Source organism: Vagococcus sp. QWL-13 (assembly GCF_058683555.1).
Window position 1 is genome coordinate 1,420,783 of record NZ_CM178746.1, and the last position, 19,876, is coordinate 1,440,658.

The 19,876-nt window shown below is 39.3% G+C and carries 16 protein-coding genes and 1 pseudogene; 11 read left to right on the plus strand and 6 right to left on the minus strand.

Annotated elements, in window-relative coordinates:
* Nucleotides 1–89: 89 nt before the first annotated feature.
* From AC4PHI_RS06580 to AC4PHI_RS06595, 4 genes and pseudogenes are all read right to left on the minus strand, one after another.
* Nucleotides 90–1,760 (minus strand): annotated as a pseudogene (locus tag AC4PHI_RS06580) (IS1182 family transposase); the annotation flags it as partial.
* Between the two features lie 150 nt (nt 1,761–1,910).
* Nucleotides 1,911–3,227 (minus strand): hydroxymethylglutaryl-CoA reductase, degradative, encoded by a 1,317-nt coding sequence (locus AC4PHI_RS06585; protein WP_492199127.1) that lies wholly within the window; start codon nt 3,225–3,227, stop codon nt 1,911–1,913.
* A 27-nt stretch (nt 3,228–3,254) separates the two neighbouring features.
* The gene (locus AC4PHI_RS06590; protein ID WP_492201551.1) at nt 3,255–4,421 is read right to left on the minus strand and encodes a hydroxymethylglutaryl-CoA synthase; all 1,167 of its coding nucleotides are present in this window, start codon (nt 4,419–4,421) and stop codon (nt 3,255–3,257) included.
* Nucleotides 4,422–4,585: 164 nt separating this feature from the next.
* Entirely contained in the window at nt 4,586–5,350 is a 765-nt protein-coding gene (locus AC4PHI_RS06595) for a peptidylprolyl isomerase (RefSeq protein WP_492199128.1), read from the minus strand.
* Between the two features lie 167 nt (nt 5,351–5,517).
* Between AC4PHI_RS06595 and AC4PHI_RS06600 the strand changes: the two genes are divergently transcribed.
* Entirely contained in the window at nt 5,518–6,609 is a 1,092-nt protein-coding gene (locus tag AC4PHI_RS06600) for a DUF871 domain-containing protein (RefSeq protein ID WP_492199129.1), read from the plus strand.
* 161 nt (nt 6,610–6,770) lie between these two features.
* On the opposite strand, the gene AC4PHI_RS06605 is transcribed toward AC4PHI_RS06600, so the two are convergent.
* Nucleotides 6,771–7,463: a hypothetical protein gene (locus AC4PHI_RS06605; RefSeq protein ID WP_492199130.1), complete on the minus strand. Its 693-nt coding sequence runs from the start codon at nt 7,461–7,463 to the stop codon at nt 6,771–6,773.
* Nucleotides 7,464–7,602: 139 nt separating this feature from the next.
* Complete coding sequence (locus AC4PHI_RS06610; RefSeq protein ID WP_492199131.1) at nt 7,603–8,055, minus strand: hypothetical protein; 453 nt, start codon at nt 8,053–8,055, stop codon at nt 7,603–7,605.
* 322 nt (nt 8,056–8,377) lie between these two features.
* Between AC4PHI_RS06610 and obgE the strand changes: the two genes are divergently transcribed.
* From obgE to AC4PHI_RS06660, 10 genes are all read left to right on the plus strand, one after another.
* Complete coding sequence (gene obgE, locus AC4PHI_RS06615; RefSeq protein WP_492199132.1) at nt 8,378–9,688, plus strand: GTPase ObgE; 1,311 nt, start codon at nt 8,378–8,380, stop codon at nt 9,686–9,688.
* A gap of 74 nt (nt 9,689–9,762) precedes the next feature.
* Nucleotides 9,763–10,707, plus strand: a complete 945-nt coding sequence (gene rnz, locus AC4PHI_RS06620; RefSeq protein WP_492199133.1) for a ribonuclease Z — start codon at nt 9,763–9,765, stop codon at nt 10,705–10,707.
* On the plus strand, nt 10,704–11,495 hold the full coding sequence (locus AC4PHI_RS06625) for an SDR family NAD(P)-dependent oxidoreductase (protein ID WP_492199134.1): 792 nt from the start codon (nt 10,704–10,706) through the stop codon (nt 11,493–11,495). The genes rnz and AC4PHI_RS06625 overlap by 4 nt, the downstream gene beginning before the upstream one ends.
* Before the next feature lie 17 nt (nt 11,496–11,512).
* Nucleotides 11,513–11,917, plus strand: coding sequence for a LapA family protein (locus AC4PHI_RS06630; RefSeq protein WP_492199135.1), 405 nt, complete (start codon nt 11,513–11,515; stop codon nt 11,915–11,917).
* 1,046 nt (nt 11,918–12,963) lie between these two features.
* Complete coding sequence (recJ, locus tag AC4PHI_RS06635; protein WP_492199136.1) at nt 12,964–15,270, plus strand: single-stranded-DNA-specific exonuclease RecJ; 2,307 nt, start codon at nt 12,964–12,966, stop codon at nt 15,268–15,270.
* A gap of 14 nt (nt 15,271–15,284) precedes the next feature.
* The gene (locus AC4PHI_RS06640; protein ID WP_492199137.1) at nt 15,285–15,797 is read left to right on the plus strand and encodes an adenine phosphoribosyltransferase; all 513 of its coding nucleotides are present in this window, start codon (nt 15,285–15,287) and stop codon (nt 15,795–15,797) included.
* Between the two features lie 196 nt (nt 15,798–15,993).
* Nucleotides 15,994–16,614 carry a lysozyme family protein gene (locus AC4PHI_RS06645; RefSeq protein WP_492199138.1) on the plus strand — a complete coding sequence of 207 codons (621 nt, stop codon included), beginning with the start codon at nt 15,994–15,996 and terminating at the stop codon, nt 16,612–16,614.
* Nucleotides 16,615–16,812: 198 nt separating this feature from the next.
* Nucleotides 16,813–17,535, plus strand: coding sequence for a DnaD domain protein (locus tag AC4PHI_RS06650; protein WP_492199139.1), 723 nt, complete (start codon nt 16,813–16,815; stop codon nt 17,533–17,535).
* Nucleotides 17,536–17,546: 11 nt separating this feature from the next.
* Nucleotides 17,547–18,185, plus strand: coding sequence for an endonuclease III (nth, locus tag AC4PHI_RS06655; protein ID WP_492199140.1), 639 nt, complete (start codon nt 17,547–17,549; stop codon nt 18,183–18,185).
* 297 nt (nt 18,186–18,482) lie between these two features.
* Nucleotides 18,483–19,787, plus strand: coding sequence for an ISL3 family transposase (locus tag AC4PHI_RS06660; protein ID WP_492199141.1), 1,305 nt, complete (start codon nt 18,483–18,485; stop codon nt 19,785–19,787).
* Nucleotides 19,788–19,876 lie beyond the last annotated feature (89 nt).

Below are 19,876 nucleotides of genomic sequence, written 5' to 3' on the forward strand. Positions count from 1 at the left end.
CAAGACAATTTTAACTGAAAAGAGAATTGAAAGGCTATCGAATCAGCTATTTTTAAACATTTCTTATGTTTTATAAGTAAGTAAACAAAAAAAGAAAGAGGCTGACCCATAAGTCTCAAAAATAGTAAAAAGGAAACCAAAATCAATAAAAAGATTTTGGTTCCCTTATTTTTTTGTTTATTTAAGAGGTTCTTCCGCTGATAGGCAGTTAACTTTCTCAGATTAACCGCCATAAATGCAAAACCTAATTCGTTTCTCACCTTATCTTTACCTCTTACTGAAAATCGAGTGAAGCCTAAATTAGCCTTCAGATTTCCGAAGGCTGGTTCTACGTCTATTTTTCTTTGACCATATAATTTGCCTGTTCGTTCGTCTTTCAGAAGTGTCTGAACGTAAGCTTTAAAATAGTCCCAATTGCCGTTTTTTTGAATCATTCTATTACGACCCGACTTCGCTTTGGTACATTGAGAACGAACTGGGCAGTTTTCACAAGAAAGACATTCGTATATTTTTAATTGTCGTTGGTAGCCATAGTTATCTATACGATTGGCATAACGTTTAAACGGGACCTCACGGTCAATGGGACATAAATAGGTATCTCTTAACTCATCATACCGCCAATTCAAAGGATTAAAACGATTCTTTTTAAAACTTCTCTTTTTCTCTTTGCGGTACATCCCATAGGTTATCAAAGGTGTTTTTTCAAAGCCATCCACAATAGTTTCATAGTTTTCTTCACTACCATAACCGGCATCTGCCACAATATAGTCGGGTAAATCAAAATAGGTATTTTCTATGGTCCGTAAAAAAGGAACTAAAGTTCTCGTATCCGTAGGATTCGGAAAGATGTCATAAGCTAGGACATATTGTTGATTGGTCGCAATTTGGACATTGTAACCTGCTTTTAGTTGCCCATTGCGCATATGATCCTCTTTCATTCTCATAAAAGTGGCATCGTGATCTGTTTTGGAGTAACTATTTCTCTCACCTAAAATAGCTTTTTGACGGACATACCGTGACTGACGTTCTTTAAAATCAGAGAATTGCTTCAAGGCTTGTTTAGGTGCCTTTCGTTGAGAGCGTAGTTGTTTTCGTTTTTTAGCGCAGTCAGAGGTCTCAATTTCTTGAGTCAAATTTTCTACACTTGTTTCTAATGCCGTGATGATTTTTGAAAACTCTTTGTCTGAAAGGTCTTTGTCTTCATCACAAATAGAAGGAATGATGGTTTCCTTCACGAGTTGTTGATAAATCTCTTTTGATTTCTCTGTCAACTTAGCTTCATACTTTTCAATGCTTTTTTTCCAGACAAATGTGTATTTATTGGCATTGGCTTCTAACTTAGTACCGTCAATAAAGATGGCATCTGTTTCGATAAGATTCTGGGAAACCAAAAGGTTTCGGAATTGAATAAAGCATTCTTCTAATAACACTTGCATCTGAGGATGTACACGAAACCGATTAATCGTTCTAAAATTGGGTTGCTGGGATTGTGTCAGCCAGCGAGCGCGAATACTGTCTTTAGCTAGCGCTTCAATTCTTCTGCCAGAAAAAACAGACTGCGTGTAACCGCACAAAATCAACTTCAACATCATTTTAGGATGATAAGAGGTTGCACCCATCTGATGGTCAAAAACCGAGAAGGCTTTTTCTGGCATGCTTTCTACAAGTTCATTGATTGCAAAAGCGATGTCACCCTTTTCCAAATAAATTTCTAAATCTAGTGATAAAGTGACTTGATTCATGTTATAATCTTTGTACATAGATAGCACTCCCTTTTGGTTATGGTTGGTACTTTAATTATACAAGGAAGTGCTATTTTTATCGCTAAAAAAAGGAACAAAATCATAAAAAGATTTCGTTCCTTTTTGCATTGAATGAGGACTTATGGGTCAACCTCCTATCTGTGTATTTTAACTAGAAGGCTCATTTTTCTTGTCAGTCATTCGCCAAGTTTGGAGAAACTGACGGGCCTTTTCCAAACTCATTTTGTCCGTTTGACGCAGTTGTTCCGAGACATGAGAGATTTCCTCTCCTACAGCTCCAGCGTGTATCGCCAAAGCATTCGCATGAAGCCCCATATGTCCTTTTTGGATGCCCTCCGTTACCAAAGCTCGCAGTGCGGCAAAGTTTTGTGCCAATCCTACAGAAACAGCGATGTTGGCTATTTCTTTAGATGACGAAGTTTTCATTAATTCTTGGGATAATTTTGCTGCAGGGAGTACACTGACAGCTCCTCCCAGAGAACCAATCAACATAGGCAAGGTGAGGGAGCCTTGCAGATAGTCGCCGTCATCACTTAACCGCCAATCACTCATCCCGCGATAACGACCTGTTCGACTGGCAAAAGCATGGGCGGCAGCTTCAATGGCACGAAAATCATTTCCGGTCGCAATGATGACAGAATCAATTCCGTTCATGATGCCTTTATTATGGGTGACTGCACGGTATGGGTCTAGCGAAGCATAGTCAGAAGCCCGGATTATTTTTTCAGCCACTTGGCTTCCTGAAAGTGTATCTGTTGCCAAATCTGAAATTGGTATTTCACAGCTGGCCGTTGTCAAAGTCTGGTCGTTATAATTACTTAAAATACTAATCAAAGATTCAGCATTCACCCATTCAGCGACAACCGGTTGAAGTCCTTCTAATATTGTATTGACGATATTTGCTCCCATAGCTTCTTGTACATCAATATGAAGATAAACGGTCAAATATTGAGGGACTTCCTGTTCGTCTCTGATAATCTCGACCACTACTTGTTTAGTGCCTCCGCCCCGTTTGACGATGGAAGGGTGGAGTTGATTAGCTAATGCAATAATATCGTTGCTACGTTCTTCTAAAACTTTTTTTGCTTGTTCAAAGTCGGCAAGACCATAAAAAATCATTTGACCGGTTTGCAGCCGCTCATTGGAAGTGGCTTTGAACCCGCCAGTTTTCCTAACGAAGCGGGCAGCATTGCTGCATGCTGCCACGACAGAAGGTTCTTCTACCACCATCGGAACAACGATTTCCCGACCGTTGACGATAAAATTAAGAGCTACCCCTAAAGGCAGGGGAAACTGACCGATTTGATTTTCGATTAAATGATTGGCAACGTCATCGTCCAGTAAATTATTTTCAAGAAAGTATGTCATCCCGTCCTCGGTAAGAAAGTGATGATCCTTTAAAAGAGACAAACGTTCCTGTCTGCTTTTTTTATAAAATTTTGATAAATGTGATGTCCCAGTCATAGCTGCTCCTTTTATGAAATGAAGAATTTAACGAAAATCATAATGCCGCTGATGGTCACGGATTTCTACCAGCTGGATTGGAGCCGAATCAAAGCGGTTAAACAGCTTTAACGAAGTCCCGTCTTCCGGCAGTGCCTCCATGAACAGCTCTTCATACTCTGGAATCGTCAGTCTTTCTCTATCGTCCAGCAATTTTTGATGTTCTTTTGTGGCAAGATGATCTTTAAACCCTTGTACCAGTTCGCCGACGAAAAATTCTCCCACAGCTCCTGAACCGTAGCTGAACATACCGATTTTGTCTCCGCCACTGATTTCCTGACTATTATCCAGCAGGGAAGCCAGCCCAAGATAGAGAGAGCCGGTATAGATATTTCCGATATTTTTTGTGTAAAGAATACTTGATTCATAATGGGCTAATAAACGGTTTTTTGTTTCTTCTGATACTTTTTCCAGTTCATTTGCCATGGCTTTTTTACCCATTTTTGAATAGGGAAGGTGAAAGCAAAGTGCTTCAAGGTCTTCTAAAGAAAAACCAAAACGGTCTTGATATTCATGGAGTACAGTTTCAAAAAACTGAATATAGGCTTCATTTGAGAATTTTCCGTCCACTTTTGCAGTATCAGAATAATTTGGCCGCCAGAAATCAAAAATATCTTTGGTAAACGGCAGAGTCTCATCACTGATTGCCATGATCCTCGGCTCGGCGCTGATAAGCATGGCCACTGCACCGGCTCCTTGGGTGACTTCTCCGGCGGTATTCAATCCGTAGCGGGCCAAGTCGGAACCGACTACTAAAACTTTGCGGTCCGGATGGGCAGCGATGTAGTCTTTTGCCATCATCAGTCCCGCCGTAGCACTGTAACAGGCCTGTTTCATCTCGATGGCCCGGGCGAAAGGATTTATGTTTAAGAGGCGATGGATAGATACTGCGCCTGATTTAGAGTAGTCTGTACCAGACTCTGTGGCAAAAATCACCATATCTATTTTGGATTTGTCCGCTTCTGAAATAATTGGCAAAGCAGCATTTGCACCCATAGAAACAGCATCTTGGGTGATTGGATTAATCCCCATTTTTTCCTGACCAATCCCGATAATATATTTATTCGGGTCTGTGTTGCGGGCTTCTGCCAAGTCGATCATATCAACATAGAGAGCAGGGGTGAAAAAATTCAACTGGTCAATCCCGATACGCAATTTATCCATAATCTACGACTCCTTGTCATTATAAAATTATTTCCATAGAGAGTTTAGCACAATTTGTAAAAAATCAGAAATTCAGCAGGACAATTTAGTGATTACTTAACAATTTTCACAAAAAAACTCACTCCTATGAAGGCATTCATAGGAATGAGGTTAATTTATTTTGGCTCTTGCAGGATTTTGATTTCAATAATCGTCACATCAGTTTTAGGTTTTTCTCCGTCAACTTCCACAGCGGCGATTTTATCTACCACATCCATCCCTTCGAAAACTTGTCCGAAGACTGTATGATTGCTGGCACTTGCTTCGTAAGTGTAGTCTAGATAAGGCGCACCGCCTTCTTTATACTTTTCGATGATTGCTTCCGGGTACTCGTCTTTTAAAAGTCCGCTGCGTGTGGACACATCGTCTTTATTTTGCACGATGAAAAACTGGCTGCCGTTTGTATCTGGACCAGAATTCGCCATGGAAAGAGCGCCGCGGATATTGAACAGCTCCCGATTGGATTCATCTTTGAAAGGTTTGCCCCAAATACTTTCGCCGCCGGCTCCTGTGCCTTCAGGATCTCCGCCTTGAATCATAAAATTATCAATGACCCGATGGAAAATGACACCATCGTAATAGCCGTTTTTAGCATGGGTGACAAAATTTTCCACTGTTTTTGGCACGATATCAGGAAATAATCTAAATGTGATCGACCCCATAGACGTGACCATTTCCACCAGATATTCATTGTCCGCTACTTCTGAATTTAATTGCGGCAGAGTTAAGTTTGAAAAATCAACAGGCTCAGAAGAAGTTTCTATGGTTTCTTTCGTTGTTTTCTTTCCATTATCGTTATTGGCATCTTTAGAGGTCCCGCAGGCTGTTAAAAGTAAAACAGATGCACCAATCGTTAAAAATTTTAGTATGCTTTTTTTCATTTGAATCCTCTCTCTCTAAAAAAATCTATGATGCCATAGTATCAAATAATAGGAATGATTGAAAATTAAATGTGAAAAATTTTATGTAAGTGAGTCTTTTTAAACACAGTTCTAAATTATTTGTTATAATGTTATTTTAAGAAACTAAATTCGGGAGGAATGTAGGAATGGGAAAACTTGGAATTTCGATTTACCCAGAAAAATCAACTTTTGAGAAGGACAAAGCGTATTTGGATTTGGCTCACAAATATGGATTCAAACGTGTATTTACCAGCCTGCTTCAAATTAAAGATGATAAAGAAAAAGTGTTGAGTGATTTCAAAGCAGTTGTGGACTATGCGAATTCTCTTGATTTTGAGGTCATGGTGGATATCAATCCGGCGCTGTTTGATCAACTAGGTGTTTCTTATAATGACTTGTCTTTTTTCCATGAGCTGGGGGCCGATGGTATTCGCTTGGATATCGGGATGACAGGCCAAGAAGAAGCACGTATGACCCGCAATCCTTATGGTTTGAAAATCGAAATCAACATGAGTGCAGGGACCAGCTATGTGGATAATATCATGAGCTTTTCTCCTAATCAGAAAAATCTGCTGGGATCACATAATTTTTATCCTCACCGTTATTCCGGTCTAGATTATAATCATTTTGTTGCGTGTTCAGAAAAATTCAGAAAGCATAATTTAAACACGATGGCTTTTGTAAATTCTCAAGACGCCACCTTTGGTCCGTGGCCGACACAAGATGGCTTGTGTACTTTAGAAGATCACCGGACTCTTGAAATCAGTACGCAAGTCAAGCATTTGGTGCTGACAGGTCTGATTGATGATATTACGATTGGCAACGCCTATGCCTCAGAAGAGGAATTAAAAGCGATGTCCGAAGCATTCTTTGCAGATTATCCTTCAATAAAAGTGGTACCCCATGAAGAAATAACAGAAGCTGAACGTATCTGCTTGTTTGATAATTTGCACAGTTACCGGGGAGACCGTTCGGCCTATATGCTGCGCTCAACCATGACCCGGGTTTACTATAAAGACAAAGCATTTCCTGCACATAACACTGTGGCTATTACAAAAGGCGATGTGCTGATAGACAATGAAGGTTATGGGCAATACAAAGGAGAAACACAAATCGCTCTGAAAGAAATGGAGAATGACGGGCGTGTGAATGTGGTGGGGAAAATTACCGACAGCGAATTATTCTTGCTGGATTTCTTGAAACCTTGGTCAAACTTCAAGCTTATCGAAGACAAGTAAAATCAAGAAAACCTCACAAAAAGACTGTTCCAAAAATTTTTTAAAAAAGAGAAAATCCCATGAAATCACTGTGTGGTAGAAGTGATTTCATGGGATTATTAATTTGTAAAAGTCTTTGTTTCGAGATTGAAGTCAGTTAGTGGACCAGATTTTTTTCTTTTTTATTTTGATTCTTCTGGAAAAGAGGAAAGGCTCGATTGAAGTCTGAGTTCAACAGCAATCAGGTCTATCAGAGCATTGAGATAGAATTTGAATTCATTAAAAGCTTCTGGTTCGAATTTTTGATAGTGATGTTGGAAAGTAGAGCCTTTCAGTTGGCTCAGTTTAGTTGAAGCAATATAGGTCATTCTTGGTAAGTAGTCTTCAATGCATTGATATAGAGGTTTAGCAGAAATCTCGTCCTCAGGCACATTCAAAATGGCGATGGCAAAATCCTTAACTAAAATTTCCAATGCGAATTTATATCCAATAGCAGCCAAGGTCAAATTATTTTCAGCTTCACAGCTGGAAGCTTGATGATAGATTTCAGTGAACCGGGGAGACAAACTGGTCAATTGTTCGCTGAATTTCCGCTTATGAATGGGTGGTGTGATGCCTAAAAATCTGGCATTAACATCACTTAAATTACGCCGGGTGTGAAACGTGACATAGTTGTCAAAACATTGGGGACATTTCCATGAAAAAACTTGCAAATGTGTTTCTTTCGCATATTTAAATACTTCCGAACTATTTCGTATCGGCAAGATGGCATGATGACAGTTTGGGCACTCTTTAGGCAAGGTTACCTTTGCATAGTTGAGCCATCTTTCCGTGTTGCTCCCTAAATTGATTGAAGTCATCTTGTCATCAGACATATTAAAACACCGCCATTTATTTTATTTTCTTATACCATCATATCACAAGAAACAAAAAGGATGGTTATATTCAAGGCCTCTTTGTTTTGGCGTGCTCTAAGAAAAAAAGCATATCCACGGGACGGATATGCTTGATAGTTTAATAATCTTTTTCTTTGATGTTTCCGTCTTTTTTGAATACTTCATAAAAGCCGGCTGTTCCGCTGCCGCCTTTTTCTTGTATACTTTTTGAAACTAATTTGATTACATAAGAATCCTCAGTTTCCCGCCACATCATATAATAAATATCATCATTTTCTTCCAAATAAGCAGTCAAAGTGTTAATCGCTTGTTCCTCAGTTTTGATCAAATTTTCTTCTGCGGAAGAGGTTTCTGTTGTTTTGTTTGCAGAGTTTTTGTTGACCGTCGTCTCTGTCTGATTGATTGACTCGGCAGTTTCCTCTGTGTTGCCGGTTTTTATTTCTGTTGTGGCAGGTTTCACCACATCACTGTGAGAAGAATGTTGCGTGTTATTTCCATCTTCTGTTTGAGTACAAGCGGTAAGTGCAAAAGCCAATCCTAAAAGCAAAATCAGCCATCTGTTTTTTTTCATCGTCACCCGCTCCCTTCTATATAAAATTTTATCTCAATTCATCATGTTTAGCCAGAAAAATAAACAATCTTATTTATTTTATTACCTTTGTCATTAATAATCCCAGATGATGACGGGATAGGGGAAACTGTTTTGAAAATAATCATTTAGAGTAGGAGGTGTATATCATAATGGAAGGGGAAATTATAGAAATTGATTCTATCCAAGAAGCGTTTTTCTGCAACTATTTTCTGAATAGATGCAGAAACGATAAATGATTGGACAAAAACCTATAATATCAGTAAAATAGTAAAGGATTTGATAGGAATAGGAGGACAAAAAAATGTCCATGTTTTTAGATCAGGTGACGATTGATGTCAAAGCCGGCGATGGCGGCGATGGAATGGTTGCATTTAGAAGAGAAAAATATGTACCCGAGGGCGGACCAGCCGGCGGTGACGGCGGCCGCGGAGGAGACGTTATTTTTGAAGTGGATGAAGGGTTGAGAACTTTGATGGATTTCCGCTTCAATAAACATTTTCGTGCCAAGACCGGAGAAAACGGTATGCGTAAAGGTATGCACGGTCGGGGAGCGGATGATTTGGTGGTTGCTATTCCTCCGGGGACAACCATTCGTGAAAAAGAAAGCGGACGTCTGTTGGGAGATTTAACGGAGCACGGAGAACGTTTGACAGTTGCAAAAGGCGGACGGGGCGGACGGGGGAATATCCGATTTGCCACACCAGCCAATCCTGCGCCAGAAATTGCAGAAAACGGCGAACCGGGTGAAGAATTCCGTCTGGATTTAGAATTGAAAATACTTGCTGATGTGGGATTGGTCGGGTTTCCGTCTGTCGGTAAGTCCACACTGTTGTCCGTTGTCTCAAAAGCCAAGCCAAAAATCGGCGATTATCATTTTACAACTTTAGCACCGAACATTGGTATGGTTGCATTAAAAGACGGCCGGAGTTTTGCCATGGCAGATTTGCCGGGGCTGATCGAAGGAGCTTCCCAAGGTGTGGGGTTGGGGACACAGTTTTTACGCCATATCGAACGTACTCGGGTGCTGCTCCATGTAATTGACATGAGCGGTATGGAAGGGCGCGACCCTTTTGAAGACTATTTGATTATTAATCAAGAGTTGGAAGCCCACAATTTGCGCTTGATGGAACGACCGCAAATCATTGTCGCCAATAAAATGGATATGCCTGATGCAGAAGACAATTTGCAAGAATTTAAGTTGAAGCTGGCAGAGCATTGGGCAGGAAAAGAAGCGCCAGTCGTTTTTCCAGTGTCGGGCATCGCACATCAAGGGATAGATGGCTTGCTGACTGCCACAGCTGATTTGATTGAAATTACGCCTGAGTTTCCACTTTACGAAGAAGAGCTTGCTACAGATACCAACGTGGTTTATTCTTTTGCAGACAGTCAGCCGGATTTCGAGATTACCCGTGATCCGGACGGCACGTGGGTCATTTTTGGCGAGAAGCTGGAACGTTTATTCAAAATGACTAATTTAGAACGTGATGAAAGCATCATGAGATTTTCCAGACAACTTCGCGGCATGGGAGTTGATGCAGAGTTGCGTCAACGAGGGGCCAAAGATGGCGATTTGGTGCGAATTGAAGATTTTGTCTTTGAGTTTGTTGACTAATGCTTTAAAATAGTAGCTGAGACACTGAGTCTCGGCTATTTTTATCAATGAATTTTAGAAAGTTTAGGTGTCATATGGAAATAGAATTTTTAGGTACAGGAGCAGGTGTTCCTTCGAGACAACGCAACGTAACCGGGATTGCTCTGAAACTTTTAGACGAAAGAAATGCGATTTGGCTTTTTGATTGTGGAGAGGGTACCCAACAGCAGATTTTGAAAACCAGTATCCGCCCGAGGAAAATAGAAAAGATTTTTATCACTCACTTGCACGGGGATCATATTTTTGGTTTGCCCGGCTTGCTGAGCAGCCGTTCTTTTCAAGGCGGTGAGTCTCCGCTGACTATTATCGGACCAGTCGGTATCAAGAAGTTTGTAGAGACGAGTTTAAACATTTCCGACTCTCATTTAAAATATCCTATCATCTATACAGAAATCGAGGATGGTGGAGTTATTTATAAAGATCATCAATTTGAGATTACTTGTCTTCCTTTAGATCACCGGATTAAGAGTTATGGCTTTCGTATCCGTGAAATGGATCACCCCGGCGAATTGCTGGTGGAAAAGGTGAAAGCCCTTGGTATCCCATCAGGACCAGTCTATGGCAAAATCAAAAACAGAGAAAAAATCATTTTAGATGACGGACGTGAAATTGACGGCAAGGATTTTGTCGGTCCGGATCAAAAGGGGCGCATCGTCACGATTCTGGGAGATACCAGACCCCATCAAAATATAGGAATACTTGCTCAAGATGCGGATGTTCTGGTTCATGAAAGTACATTTTTATCGGAAGAATATAGAATGGCCAATGCTTATTTTCACTCAACAGCTTCTCAAGCGGCAAAAGTTGCCAAGGAAAAAAATGTTAAGCAATTATATCTGACCCACATCAGTGCCAGATATTTAGCTAAAGATATGAAATTGATGGAAAATGAAGCGAAAAAAATCTTCCCTCATACAAGAGTGGTCAGAGATTTTGATTGTTTCGAAATACCATTTCGTAAAGAGGAGCGGATGAGATGAAGAAATTGTCCAATCAAGTTGTCCTGATTACTGGAGGCTCCTCGGGACTGGGGGAGCAAATAGCCTATGAGTCGGCGAAACAGGGAGCGACGGTCATTGTATGTGCCCGAAGAGTAGAGGAATTGATTTTAGTTTGTCAAAAATGCAAAGAACTTTCCGGAAATCAAGCTTATTGTTACGAATTAAACATTGCAGAACCTGAAAGGATAGGGGAAGTTTGTCAGCAAATTTTTGATAAATTTCCTAAAATAGATATTTTGGTGAATAATGCAGGTTTTGGTCTATTCCGCAATTTTCTTGAATTTGATATGGCAACTGCTGAACGGATGTTTCGTGTCAACGTACTGGGATTGATGTATTTGACCCAAAAAATCGCTTTGAAGATGGCTGATGAAGGGCAGGGGCACATCATAAACATTGCTTCTCAGGCGGCAAAGATGGCCACCCAAAAAAGTACCATCTACTCCGCAACTAAATTTGCCGTTTTGGGATTTTCTAATGCCTTGCGTTTGGAATTAAAACCGTTGAACATTTATGTCACGACGGTGAACCCCGGTCCAATCGAAACAGATTTTTTTGATATTGCAGATGAATCGGGGGATTATTTGAAATCTGTAGATTCCTTTGTTTTAGATCCAGTCAAGCTAAGCCGGAAAATTATGAATAATTTTAACCGCCCGAAAAGAGAAATCAATGCGCCGGGAATCATGGAAATTGCAAGTAAGATGTATACATTATTTCCCCATATCGGCGATTTTTTAGCGGCATCGGTTTTTAATCATAAATAAATGAAAGAGGTGGCAAGATGGGCAGACAGTGGAAAGTCGTTGTAAGTGCAGTATTAGTTTTACTTGTGATTATTTTTGCTGTGATGAACACGGCTAAGGTCACACTTGATTTTGGAGTAGCTACATTTTACGTGCCATTGATTTATGTTATTCTTGGGTCTGCATTTGTCGGTGCTTTAGTTGTTTTTTTACTGTGGCTGACCTCCCATTTGCGTCAGAAAAAAATAATCAAACAATTAACTAAAGAGTATCAAGACCTTCAGGAAAATCTTGAAGAAAGGGTGGAGAAAGAAATCCATCACTATCATCATGAATTCGAGAATGAGTTGGAATTAAAGGACAGACGCATCCGGCAATTAGAACAGGAATTTTCAGAATTAACTGGCAGTGTGTTTAATATCGAAGAAGATTACGATGATTGAAAGAAGGCGATTCGCCTTCTTTTTAATTTATCTTTTCTCCAAACCAGAATAGTTGTAAAGGGTTGCAACAACGTAATTACGACTGCTATAATGAAAGAAAATAAGGGGGGATTTTTATGCAAAAAGTAATCAGTAAACCAAGAATACTGCTTCTTATTTCTATTTTATGTACGATTCCCTATTACTATCTTTCGCTTACAGACAATAATCGCTATCTTTTTTACCTCTACGGCTCGTTATCTAAAGGAGTATTTTACATTGGTAATTTTATGATTTTTATAATATCCATAATATATTACAAAAAAGCGAAAAATATTTCCTATATGGTTCCTATATTTTTTTCGATAATTCCCATGTTGATTCCTTTCTTAACTAACTTTTTTGTTCTCCTAGAGTATTATTTTTTGTTAAAGTGAGTCTACAGCTGCGTTTTGATACAATTGCTTCTTAGAAAAAAGTAATGTCCAAAATACTTGCAAAAAAATGGAGTTAGGTGGGATTTTTATGAAAAAGGTAATAACAATACCAAGAATACTGCTTGTTGTCTCAACTTTACTTGCCATTCCATATTTTTATTTTTTATATACTGATATTCGCTATCTTAGCTACCTTTATCTGCCATTATCAAGAGGGATATTTTATATCGGAAATTTATTGATTTTCATCTTTTCAATTATTAATTACAGGAAAACAAACGTTGGTTCGTATAAGCTGCCATTATATTTCTCACTAGTGATTATGTTATTTCTTCCCGTGCGAGTTTTACTTTTTATCTTGCTTCTTTTGTTGCATAGACCATAGGAGTATTGAAAGCAGCTCCAAGGTTGCTATATCTGATATCATTTTTTTAATTTATTTTTTTTAACAATCAAAACCTCCAGTATATCCTGGGGGTTTTGATTGTTATGAAGAGTATTAGTTGAAAAATTTAATTTTTAATCTCCAAACTTTTATTAATTTTGAAACCATACTAAAATATAAATGCTTCTACGGTTATCTATCAAGAGGAAATTTGCTATAATGAATAGGTTGGGAGTGATTGAAAAATGAGAAAATCTCATTTCCATTGGGAAAAAACGCAAGTGGAAATACCAACGGAAGTTGTCCGTTGGTTGGAAAAAAATAATATCTCTCGTTTTCTTGGAGAATTACTGGCAAAAAGAAATATAACTACCGAGAAGCAATTGGAACTTTTTTTTAATCCCACAATTGAGGAGCTTCATGATCCTTTTCTTTTTTTTGATATGGAAAAAGCCATTGAGCGGCTTCGTTCAGGTATAGCCTCTGGTCAAAAAATAGTGATTTACGGCGACTATGATGCAGATGGTATTACCAGTGCAACAGTTTTGAAGGAAGCTATCGAACTTGTGGGAGGGGAAGTGTCAGTCTATTTACCTAATCGCTTTACTGATGGCTATGGCCCTAATGTAGATGTTTATCAACGTTTGATTGAAGAAGGGACAGAGCTGATCGTCACAGTAGATAACGGTGTGAGCGGTCACGAAGCGGTGAATTACGCCAATGCTGCGGGAGTCGATGTAATCATCACAGACCATCATGAGCTTCCTGAAAACTTACCTGAAGCCTATGCGGTGGTTCATCCCAGACATCCTAAAGGAAATTATCCTTTCGGAGACTTAGCAGGTGTGGGTGTGGCTTTCAAAGTAGCATCGGCCTTATTAGAAGAAATTCCCGAAGAATTACTTGACTTGGTTGCCATTGGTACCATTGCCGATTTAGTGTCATTGACAGGGGAGAACCGTGTCTTAGTTAAATTAGGGATAGAATATATGCGTCAAACTCACCGCATTGGTTTGCAAGCATTGAGTGAGGCAGCAGGGATTGAGCTTTCGTCTGTCAGTTCTGAAACGATTGGTTTTGGTATCGGTCCGCGGTTGAATGCCATTGGTCGATTGGGAGATCCTACACCGGGCGTTCAGTTACTGAGCACCTTTGATACGAACGAAGCGGAAACAATCGCCAAAGACATTCAGAAAAAGAATGAGCAAAGACAAAAAATCGTTGCGGATATAAAAAAAGAAGCAATGGCGATGGTTCAGGAATCTGGACCGCAAAATATTTATGTTTTGGCGAAGGAAGGCTGGCATGAAGGCGTATTAGGAATCGTTGCCAGTCATATCGTACAGGCAACTAACCGCCCCGTCCTGATTTTATCGGTTGATTCGGGCACCGGGATTGCTAAAGGTTCAGGCCGGAGTATCGAAGCAGTTAATTTATACGAACTGCTGCAAACTGCGGCAAATTATTTAGAAAAATTTGGCGGTCATCATATGGCTGCAGGGCTTTCCATGGAAGCTAGCCAGCTGGCACGGGTCAGTCAAATGCTTAACGAACAGGTCTCGTCGATGGGGATTGATTTTTCAATCGGAGCTCCGTTACCAGTTGAAGACAGTCTGTCGGTAGCAGATATTTCTGAATCATTAATTGAAGATTTGCAGCTGCTTGAACCATTCGGAACTGACAACCCCAGTCCCAATTTCCTTTTTAATAATATCAGTATCAAAGAAAGCAGACGAATCGGTGCCGATAAAAAACATTTAAAATTAGTGCTAGAGTCCTCTGGCCAAACGCTTGACACGATTGGATTTGGTTTTGGAGACGAGGCCAGTGAATTTGAGAGTGCCGAAGAGCTTTCGGTGGTGGGAACGATTGGCTTGAATGTCTGGAACGGCATAAAAAAACCACAGTTGCTGTTGAAAGATTTTCAAGTCACAGGCAACCAGTTGTTTGATTATCGTGAACAGCTCCATCGGATGGAAGAATTATCCCGACTGGAAGATGCGTTATTCGTTTTGTTCGATGAAAAAAATCGCAGTGTGTTCAGAAATCTTTCGGTAGAGAGAATTTTTTCTTTTGAAGAGTTAACGAACGGCGGAGCAGTTTCGACTGTTGACTATCGCTCTCTGGTTCTGTTGGATTGTCCCAGCACAGTGGCACAAGCCCGTACGATTGTACAAGCGTATCAGGCAGAACGGTTATATTTGCTGCTGTATTCCAGCGAAAAATGCTATTTAAATGGCTTACCTAGCCGGGAGCAATTTGCTAAATTATTTAAACTAATTCAACAGGAAAAAGAGCTGGATGTCCGTCATAAAACTTCTTTGATTGCCAATTATTTGAAAATTGAAGAAAGTTTGATAATTTTTATGATTCAAGTGTTTTTTGATTTGGAATTTGTTACAATAGAAGATGGTGTTTTGCGAAAAAAAGAAGTTTTACATGGGATGTCGTTAAATGAAAGTAAGAGCTATCAATTACGGGAACAAAAAGTTTTGACAGAAAAACTATTATTATACGGCAGCGTGAAAGACGTGGAAAAGCATCTTTTTTAATGGGAGGAAATAACATGAACTTAAAAGACTATATTGCAAGTATTCCAGACTATCCGACAAAAGGGGTGATTTTTAGAGATATTTCACCGCTCATGGGAGACGGAAAGGCTTATCGTGAGGCAACAAATCAGATTGTCGCATATGCTAAAGAAAAAAAGATTGATATGATCGTAGGTCCGGAGGCACGTGGGTTTATTATCGGATGTCCGGTGGCTTATGAATTAGGTGTCGGTTTTGCTCCTGCTCGTAAGAAAGGAAAGCTGCCCCGTGAAACCGTTGAAGTAGATTATGCTTTAGAATACGGTCATGCCACTTTGACTATCCATAAAGACGCCATTAAACCCGGTCAGAGAGTCTTGATTTGTGATGACCTGCTGGCAACCGGAGGCACTATCGCTGCGACCATCCAATTAATTGAAAAGCTGGGGGGCATCGTAGTCGGATGTGTTTTCTTGGTAGAATTGATGGATTTAAAAGGACGGGAAAAAATCGAAGGCTATGATATCTTAACGTTGATGGAGTTTTAAACTTGTCTGCTTATCAAAAAATAGCAATAAATCAAACGGTTTTCTTTTTGGTTTATTGTTTTTTTGATGACATTTTTATACTGGATACCATTTTTTAAAAAACAACTAAGGAACAGCGAAAAACTACTCACGGCATTAAAAATATAGTATGATGTGAATTCATCAAATGATTTTTACTAGAAGGGTGACACCTAATATGAAGAAAAAAAGAAGACATCCGCTGAAACGTTTCTTCTTTCTAATTTTAGTAGTTCTTTTGCTGTTTTTTGGCAGATATTTATATATAAGTAAACAGAGAGTTGATCAAATCAACCAATGGCAGTCTCAAGTGGAAACTTTAGTAGACTATTATGATATCGGCGAATATCGTGACATTGTCTTAGCGATTATTTTTACTGAATCTAAGGGGAATCATGTGGATCTCATGCAAAGCAGTGAAAGTAAATATGGCAAAAAAGATGAAATAAGGGATGCAGATGAAAGTCTGGACTCAGGGATAAAGTTTTTGTCCGAAGCTATTCATCAATCGGAAATTTTAAATACTGACATCTGGACTGCCGTCCAAGCCTATAATTTTGGTTTGAACTATATTAATTATGTGAGCGAACGGGGGGGAGTCCACACTATTGACCTTGCAGAGGAATATTCTAAAAATATTTTGGCTCCGGCACTAGGGAACAACACTGGAGTTGAGTACCGCTATTTAACGCCCCGTTCTATCCTGCACAATGGCGGCTATCTCTACCGGGATGGGGGAAATTTCTTTTACGTGGATCTTGTCAAATGGAATGTCAGATTGTTGAATTTATTGACCTAAAGGTTGGGCATGCTGCCTGACTTTTTATTTTGGCAAATTATTAAAACAAGAATTGTTATAAATTTTTTGCCTCAATAAAAATCACCAAGATTGCCTACCAGCAATGCTTAAAGCCACCAAGATATTTTTTCTAACTTTCAAACTAACAATCCATTGTAAAAATTGATATACTAGAGTCTAGAAAAGAGAGTGAGTGCAATGTTAAAACTATCTGAATTTTTACAAGAAGGGTCAACTAATGTATCTAATTTGGTTATTAAATATTATAAAAAAATTGGGTTAAGCGAGACCGAGCTTGCCTTATATTTGCAGCTTGTCATGTATCACGATAAGGGTGATTTGTTTCCCGACATGGAGGAAATTGCTTCAACAATGGAGATTTCCTTAAAAGACGTTTATGAAACTGTCCAGGGACTGTTAAGAAAAAAAGCCATCAAAATGGAATCTGTTAAGGATGCACAAGGCAGACAGGCTGATCAATACAACTTATTTTTGATTTTTGAATTAATTGATAATTACTTGGTTTCACTGAAACAAAAAGAGCAGTCGGCTGCTGATGAACAGGACGTCGTCCAATTGTACCAATCTTTCGAAAAAGAATTCGGCAGGATGTTGTCGCCCATTGAAAGGGAAACGATCGGCTACTGGATCGAAGACGATAAATATTCTATACAGCTGATTCATTTAGCGTTGCGGGAAGCCGTTCTTAATCAGGCATATAATTTAAAATATATGGACCGGGTCCTTCTCAGTTGGGAACGGAAAAATTTAAAAACAAAAAATCAAGTTCTTGAAGAGTTGAATCGCCGTAAAAAATCAGTTTCAGAAAATGATAAACGGCAGTTTGACAAGGAACAAAAAAAGCAGGCGCGAGTGCCGTTGTATAATTGGCTGGATCCAAATAATCAATCGCAGAAGTAGGAGGAAATGAGTTGCTGTCAAAGAAGAAAACCTTGGAAGCTATTGAAATAATGGCGGAGATGTTTCCAGATGCCAGAGGAGAGTTGATACACAGAAATCCATTTGAGCTGCTGATTGCAGTGATTTTAAGTGCACAGGCGACAGATGTCTCTGTCAACAAAATCACTCCGGCTTTATTTGAAAAATTTCCCACGCCTGAAGCGTTCGCTGAAGCACCTTTGGAAGAAATCGAAGAATCCATCCGGACTATCGGACTTTTCAGAAATAAAGCAAAACATATTAAAGGCTGTTGCCAAATGCTGATTGAACAGTATCATGGGGAAGTTCCCCAAACCATCAAGGAATTGATGACTCTGCCCGGTGTGGGACGAAAAACAGCTAACGTGGTAGCCGGAGATGCTTTTGGAGTCCCTGCGATTGCTGTGGACACCCATGTGGAAAGAGTTTCAAAACGTTTAAGAATTGTAAAAAAATCGGCAACTGTTTTAGAAGTTGAAGAAGCCTTGATGAAAAAAATTCCTAAAGAGCGTTGGGTCGATACTCACCATCGCATAATTTTTTTCGGACGCTATCACTGCCTGGCGCGAAATCCCAAATGCAGTGAATGTCCGCTGCTTTATCTTTGTGCGGAAGGAAAATCCAGAGTTTGATTTTTTTGTTTTAATCTGCGGGATGATTATTCATCCGCATAAAATGGCAAACGGGCAAAGGTTGTGATGGTTATGACTCCGTCCAATCAAATAACAAACTTAGACCAATACATGTAAAAACCCCAAACGGCTAGATAGAGTGCTGTCCGTTGGGGTTTTTCTGGCTCTATAATTTATGGGACTGATGAATCAAAAATTGATTCATCAATCCCATTTTTTTGTATTAAATAAAAAAACATATAGTTCTTCTGTTACTATTAAAGCGTCTAACCTAAACAGTAAGGAGAACTATATGCTATGACACATGATATCAAAAAATTACTAAGAATTATAGACCCTGATCTAACTATTTTAGCTGTTTCTAAAGAAGCCTATCAAGACAGGCAAACACTGATTATTGAAGCTGATTATTTACCCGCTCCTAAAGTTTGCCAAGTATGCGGTTCAAGTCCTATGGACCATGAGGGGAAGTATAGGGTCGTTAAAAATGGGACTAAATCTTCTATGATTCGGTTGGAGGACTATCATCATATGCCCACCGTGATGAAGTTAAAAAAGCAGAAGTATTTTTGTCGCAATTGTCACTCATACACCACCGCTAGTCCTTACTTTGTTAAAGAAAATTGTTTTATTTCAGAGCACATCAAGTTTAAAATTTTAGATCTTTTAAAGGAGAAAATCTCGTATACCCTCATTGCCAAACTCTGTCATGTGTCTATCACGACAGTGATCAGACTTCTTCGAAGTCTAGAAGCCTACGTGCCTAACAGCCAAGTAAAAGCTGCTTTACCCACTGTCCTAATGGTTGATGAATTCCGGTCTCATGCGACGCGGGAAGATAAGATGACGTTTATTTGTGCCGATGGTGACTCTGGGAAACTTGTGGATATTTTACCGAGTCGACAACACAACAAGTTAGAAAAGCACTTTAACCGTTATCCTCAAGAAGCATTAAATCAAGTAGACTTTCTCGTCACAGACATGAATGCGGCTTATTTTAAGCTAACGAAAACCTGTTTCAAACAAGCTAAAATCGTCATTGATCGTTTTCATATTGTTAAACATATCAATACTGCGTTTAATGACTTCAGAGTGAAGGAAGTCAAGCGATTAAGGAAACAAGGGCACCTCTATGAAGCCCAAAAAATCAAAACTAACTGGAAATTACTATTAAAGGATTATCAAAACATTGATTGGACCAATTATCGTAGTTGGCGAAGCTTTAGATCTCCTAAATATCCTCTCCTCACGGAGGGAATGGTGATTGACCGACTGCTCTCTTACTCGCAAAGGCTTCACGATACCTATCACTGTTTTCACAACCTGTTGAACGCCTTTAGGAGCAAAGATGTCGCCTTATTTTTCAAACACTTGGAAGACTTGCCGGAACATCTTGATAAAGAGTTTAAACAGAAAGTACAAAATCTATTAAAGTATGAAGTAGGCATCACTAATGCTCTTATTTACCCGTATTCCAATGGCAAATTGGAAGCCAAGAATACCCATATTAAAACACTAAAGCGAGTGTCCTACGGCTTTAAATCATTTCGTAACATGAGAATCAGAATTTTTATGATGAATGGTTTAATACAAATAAAATAACGGAAAAAGGAACCAAGCAGGAGTGTTCACTTCTACTTAGTTCCAAACTAATTTTTACTCATCAGTCCTATTTGACAAAGAGCCGTTTT